Source organism: Vibrio zhanjiangensis (assembly GCF_030161235.1).
Classification (GTDB): Bacteria; Pseudomonadota; Gammaproteobacteria; order Enterobacterales; family Vibrionaceae; genus Vibrio; species Vibrio zhanjiangensis.
In genome coordinates this window covers 1-5943 of sequence record NZ_BSPW01000117.1, presented here as the reverse complement: position 1 = coordinate 5943, position 5943 = coordinate 1, and the positions used below count along the sequence as shown (strand labels likewise).

The window sequence follows — 5943 nt, the reverse complement described above, 5'->3', positions numbered from 1 at the left end:
TATGAAAATATTGATGAAATAGGATTAGGTGGAACTTATCGGTGAATTGGGCGCAATACCCCTTATATGAATATCAATTAATTTTATTTCGATAACTTTTTAATTTTGGACGTTCCACTATGTAAGCATATAGAGCTATTAAAGAAAATATAATAAAGGCGTATTCTCCTAGAATGTACCAAAAAAGGTATGCAGCTATAGCAGCAAATATCGAAACAATAATTAGTAAAGCACGATCCTTAATCCACGCCATCACTATTTCCTTAACATATTCTGGCCTTGAGGCCCATTTAAGGCATCTTCTGCTGCCCATGATGGAAAGCCAAGAGCTTGAAAAGCTTTCTTAAACTCTTCTTTACTACATGATGTCGCTCTTTTCGACGCCATCAATGCAGACCCTATAATGGCACCTGCATAGCCTGCTGCGGTTAAGCTGGTTATTGTGGTTCCTGCTGCTCTTCCTACCACTGCTGTTATTGGCATATCCGCAGCTTTTGTTATTAACGCGGCCTCGATACTTGCTAGAGCCCCAGACATTGTTGTCACGCTACCGAATATAGTTTGTGGTACAGGAAGTCCCATTGCCTCTAAATTACTTTCGATATTGTAAGTGAAGTTATCAACATTGAATCTACAAATACTCACATTTTTACCTTTATTTCATATAGTTAATTGTTTCCATTATTGCTTAAAGGTGGGGGCTAAACAAGCCATATCAGATAATGGTATGTGCGGCCAGCTCCCCGACAAGTTCATGTTAGCGACTTGAAATTACCACTGGCGATATTTTTTGATGATGAGTACGATTTGGCTCAGTTTGGTATTTGGAAAAAGTCCTACGTTTAGGGCCTATATTTATTAGAAATGATGGTTATTACTGATGGGCTATTGAATACACTTTTGCATGCAAAATTTTATCACAGGCTTAATGTTTGCCACTTCTACGGATGGTCATGATGTTGTCAGTGCTGACCGAAAAGGCACATTTCTTAGATTATAGTAGCGTTCAGATTTCCAAATCGTGGTATAGACTTCAGTTGATTTCAATGAGCGGTGGCCAAGGTTCTCTTTGATGGTGTTGATATCAACATGGTGAAGCAGCAAATGAATCGCATAGCTATGACGAAGAACATGTGGTGACACATCGATAGGTAAAGCTTGTCCTTGTTGCTCCAACGCGCTTGCGGCTTCTTTAAACCAGTTTCTCACCATCTGTGCTGACCAAGGTTGTTTCGTTTGCGGATTAACTAAGAGTGGTTTGTCATTACTACGTTTAAATGTTCGCTTATACTCAATGATCTCATGGCGCAATTTCGGGCACCATACTCCAACCTCACGTTTTAGTCCCCTCTTCGGTCTGCCGCGTTGTGGTTTCTGATTATTTCCTGTTCGTTGCTTCAAGGTACGCAAGGTGATCATCATACCGTCATCGTGACCGTGTAACAGTTCAATATCATCAAAGTTCAAGGCTAATAGTTCGTTAATTCTCGCGCCTGTTTGCCACAACAAATTAAAAATAATGGCAGCATGACGATTGGGAGCGGCCATTAAGAGTCGTTCAACTTCCGGCAACAATAAATACGGTGGCAAATCTTCACAGTTTTGGAGCAGCTGAGGACGAATGCTGATCAGTGCCTCGAAATTCGGTGAGACGAGCGGTGCTGCTGTTAGCCTTGAAAGGGCGACCGTGTGCGGGAGTGTCATGTTGTCATCACCTGAAGAAAAAAATGTCACTATATTGTGGCCAAAATAAAGGAGTCAAGACAAGAAAATTAATGATCCTTTTGATCAAATGTCATTGGTGAGTTTATCTCTATAGAGAAGTTTTGCAAAATAAAAGGTAAGAATGATCAAAAGGACATGAGCGGTCAATGCTCCTTAAAACACAATATATAGTTATTGCTACCTAAATTTATATGCCATATATAGTGCACCTCCCCTGTTGTCGTGGTCTTGGCATTTTGACGGTTTTCGACAACGGGCCGAAAAGAATGAGACCTGAATGTGCCAAATAACAGTCTGAGAGATTATTTTTGTCTACACTGATTTTGCAGATAGAGAGCAAGAAAATGAAGATAATAAAATTTTGCATGCAAAATTCTTATATTCTCCTATTGACTTTACTTTTATAAAGTCATAAAGTGAAAACAAATCATCAAATGGGCGTTAACGCTCTTCTCAAAGGAGAACACTAAATGAGTAAGATCATTGCAATTGCAAATCAAAAAGGTGGCGTTGGTAAAACCACTACTTGCATTAATTTAGCGCGAAATCTTCATGCTAAGAACAAACGTGTTTTGGTTATTGATCTAGATCCGCAAGGTAATGGTCTAAGCCATCTTTTTGCTTCATCACTGTTACGCCAGCAAGACTATAGTGATGAGCACCCTTCTTGTGTTTGGGGAATGTTTAAAGAGGAAAGTACGCCAGAACCATACGTAGCTGAAAATGGCGTTCATGTTATCACCACTTCTTCGCGTATTGAGCGCATCGAAATGGATGAAATCTATAATTTCCTTGGCTCTATTGATAACATCGAAGAGAGATATGATTACATACTGCTTGATTGCCCCCCATCATCGAGAGTGTTGCAACATGCTGCATTAAGTGTGGCTGATTTTTTACTCATAATCACACACACTGAGCCTCAATCTGTCAATGCGGTATCAACGATTATAACCACAATGCGAAAAGTACAAAGGAATAACAAAAACTTACGCTTGGCAGGGATTGTGATGAATCAGTTGGATAAGAAGCCGACAAAGACGCAAATGGAATACTCTGACAAGCTAAACAACGACTATGGCGACATGATGTTTGTCAATAGCATATACAAAACCATCAAGGTTAATGAAGCGGCCAGTCAAGGGCTTTCGCTCGCAGAATACATGCCAAAACATGCGGAAACCTACGGCTTTAATGCTTTTTTTGATGAGTTTATGTTACGTATTGAAGGGGTCTAACGATGAGTAGAAAGAGCAATCTACAACGTTCCAACGTTAAAGTGGATGATATTTTTAATGAATATGATGAAACCCTTCGTAATAGCGAACAAGTCGTTGATATTCCCAAACACGCCTTGTACTCAAACCCTCAAGTACGGCAAGTGTTTAAACAAGAAACCATTGATGAGCTCCGTGTTAACATGGAAAAAAATGGCCAGCGCCAGCCTTGTCGTGTAGGCAAAATGGACGATCGCGGATACCTTATCCAAGAGGGGGAGCGGCGTTGGCGGGCCATTATGGATTCTGACAAAATCACACACGTTAAGTGCATTATTGGTGAGGGCGATCTTTTAACACAGGTGTCGGAAAATATTTTACGTGAAGATTTAAACCCCATTGAGGAAGGTAATGCCTACTCACTGATAAAAGCAACGTATAACTTTAGCCAAAATAAAGAAGTCGCCGAAGCATTGGGTATATCTGAATCTAAAGTATCTGCAGCTATCAAGGCAGCACAAGCGCCAGAAAAGGTGCAACTAGCCTACCTTGATAATAAAATTGGTGATGTCGATACAATTAACTCTCTGCGTATTGCCTATGAGATTAACCCCGATGAAACCGCTCAGTTTGTTGATGAGTCACAGGTCATTTCTCGAAAAGATGCTCAGGAGCTGACCAAACGGTTAAAGACAGAGAAGAAGATTAAAGCAAGCGCTCCTAAAGATGAACTCTCGGCTCTTGTAACGGCGGGAGCACAATCATCACCAGAGCCAGAACGGAGCGTCAGCAAAACTACTCAATCCCCTATTCCAGAATCCGGAACTAACGAAAAGAATAAGATGAAAAGTGGTGTTCGCACTCAAGGTATTCGTATTCGCTTAGATGATCAGCTTGGAATTATTGACTTAACCGGTCAGTCAAAAGAAGGGGAAATTGTCGTGTTGCTCGATAACTCCCCAGCTAAGATGACTGTCCCAGCTGCTGATGTTGAGATTGTTGGGTATCACCTTGATTAAATCAGCAAAACAAAGATTGGCACTGATGGTAAACCCAGAACGTGCCAGTTTGATAAAATGGTTTTCCTTGATGTTTTCTGGCTCTAGCAGCCAAGCAGCGGCATACTTAACTGACATTGCTATTAAAAAAAAATATATCGCCAAGAGAAAAGCGCCGCCAGGAGAGATGTTAAAGCATTGGGTGAAAAATAATGATGCCCCTCAGTGGGCATGTCGGTCTGCATTCGATTATTTAATTGCGCACCACTGGACACCAACAAATGAGTCGCAGCGTGCAATCGCTGCTCGATACTTACTTCTAAATAAACACCCTATTTCGAAACAGTGGGTTGAATTGACTGGCCAATGGTTAGACATTGCGTATCAAGCACAGCAAGAGAACAAACAATGAGCACTGCAGAGTACAATGAGCAGTTCAAAAACAGCATAAAGAACTTAGCCGAGCTTTGCGATTTACCACGCCAATCGGTTTGTTTCCAAATAATGACACTACTTAATTTGTTTACGAGAGGTCAGGACCGAGGAGAGGCGGAACGCTTTGAAAGTGATGACGGACAGATTTATTTTGACTCTAACTCAATTCGTCAATGCATGGCAAACCACAAAACGATCAGTAATATCCATAAGGGCTTTAGTGTATTAGAAAATGCAGGGTTTATTGAGCGCCTAGTGATAGATAAAAATGGCAAGCCTATACAAACAGCCACGTTCAAGCGTAATTCAGTCATGATTTATTATCGCATGACAGAAAAAGGGCTCACGCTCTTTGGTAATGTGTAATAAACCAAGTGCTTATTACCTTAGTGTAAAGGTGAAGTATGAGAAGTAATAGAAGAAAAACAATCTTTGAATTTTGCATGCAAAATTTAAAACACAATGATACTAAGAAATAGACTCTGATTCATGACCATTTTCGTAGTCGTTTTTTGTCCTAATCACCACACTACGAAATCATACCTACAGATCGAGGTGGTTTTTGGTATATTATGTTAAAACTCAAAGTTGAGCAGCGGTTTTACCCCTTTGTGCTTCCTCGCTCAATGAAATGACTAAAATTGCCCCTCTTCTTATCTGAAGCCCGCTTTTTCAGTCTGTAATTAAATTACAGATTTTTGCCAAATGTTAACGAATTGTTGCGCTATTTTGTTTCGACCGATTTTCGGCTCGTAAGCGCCAAAATGATCGTTTTTCTGATCTTTGGTGCGAATATGGCCTTTTGCATTTCAGTGTGGGGTCCGATACGATCTTACTTCCTGAGTGAAAGCCATACATGAATATCGATAAATAAACGTGTTAGATATTCTGCCTATATTGATTGTAGGGTAGGGGGCTCGCTGGCTTTGTTGTTATGTACGTTGGAGTGAAAAACGTTATGAGTTTGAAGTTGAAGTATCATCAGACGTTCTCTGAGGTGGTGTTGCATAGTTTGCTGCATATTATGATGCAAAAGGCGCAGAGCACGCGATTTATTCCCCCAAAGAGAAGCAATGATATCCTCGTGAAATATCTCAAAGTGCAGGTGAATCGCCCAAGGTATGCCGTGTGCAAAAAAGATATCAAAACCATGATCAGTATTGCACGAAAGGGCGGGAATTTGCTGGTGAGGTTATTCGAGCTTCATCAAATGAACTTAGACTATCGAGCTAAATTCTCCCAGGCTGATGAACTGTATATTCTGTTCAATACTTTATGCGAGCAGTATGGTTATTCGTCAAGGTTAGCGCCCGATGGCCAGCTGGCCGATGAAGTGAAAGATGACATTCTTTATATGACACAGGAAGAGATTGAAACGGGGTTTGACGAGGAAAACCGGCAAACTAAAACTTTGAGTTTTTGGGTAAAAACCCCCCAACCTTATCGAGTCGTTGAGTGTGTGAATTTTATCCATCCGTATACCGCTACTATTGTTCAAACAGACGGTAAGCGCATCATAAACACCGCATTCTAATCGTTTAGCCCGAATCATAAGATCAAACCTCCAA

General features: G+C 40.7%; 7 protein-coding genes. 5 read left to right on the top strand and 2 right to left on the bottom strand.

Annotated elements, in window-relative coordinates; genetic code table 11:
• Nucleotides 1-255: 255 nt before the first annotated feature.
• The gene (locus tag QQK21_RS21795) at nt 256-645 is read right to left on the bottom strand and encodes a hypothetical protein (protein ID WP_284194278.1); all 390 of its coding nucleotides are present in this window, start codon (nt 643-645) and stop codon (nt 256-258) included.
• A gap of 306 nt (nt 646-951) precedes the next feature.
• Complete coding sequence (locus tag QQK21_RS21790; RefSeq protein ID WP_284194277.1) at nt 952-1704, bottom strand: tyrosine-type recombinase/integrase; 753 nt, start codon at nt 1702-1704, stop codon at nt 952-954.
• A gap of 491 nt (nt 1705-2195) precedes the next feature.
• Here QQK21_RS21790 and QQK21_RS21785 point away from each other — a divergent pair, with 491 nt between their 5' ends.
• From QQK21_RS21785 to QQK21_RS21765, 5 genes are all read left to right on the top strand, one after another.
• Nucleotides 2196-2963, top strand: a complete 768-nt coding sequence (locus QQK21_RS21785; protein ID WP_284194276.1) for a ParA family protein — start codon at nt 2196-2198, stop codon at nt 2961-2963.
• 2 nt (nt 2964-2965) lie between these two features.
• Nucleotides 2966-3961, top strand: coding sequence for a ParB/RepB/Spo0J family partition protein (locus QQK21_RS21780; protein WP_284194275.1), 996 nt, complete (start codon nt 2966-2968; stop codon nt 3959-3961).
• Nucleotides 3954-4352, top strand: a complete 399-nt coding sequence (locus QQK21_RS21775) for a hypothetical protein (RefSeq protein ID WP_284194274.1) — start codon at nt 3954-3956, stop codon at nt 4350-4352. The genes QQK21_RS21780 and QQK21_RS21775 overlap by 8 nt, the downstream gene beginning before the upstream one ends.
• On the top strand, nt 4349-4741 hold the full coding sequence (locus tag QQK21_RS21770; RefSeq protein WP_284194273.1) for a hypothetical protein: 393 nt from the start codon (nt 4349-4351) through the stop codon (nt 4739-4741). The genes QQK21_RS21775 and QQK21_RS21770 overlap by 4 nt, the downstream gene beginning before the upstream one ends.
• A 592-nt stretch (nt 4742-5333) precedes the next feature.
• On the top strand, nt 5334-5909 hold the full coding sequence (locus tag QQK21_RS21765; protein WP_284194272.1) for a DUF2913 family protein: 576 nt from the start codon (nt 5334-5336) through the stop codon (nt 5907-5909).
• The last annotated feature ends 34 nt before the right edge of the window (nt 5910-5943 follow it).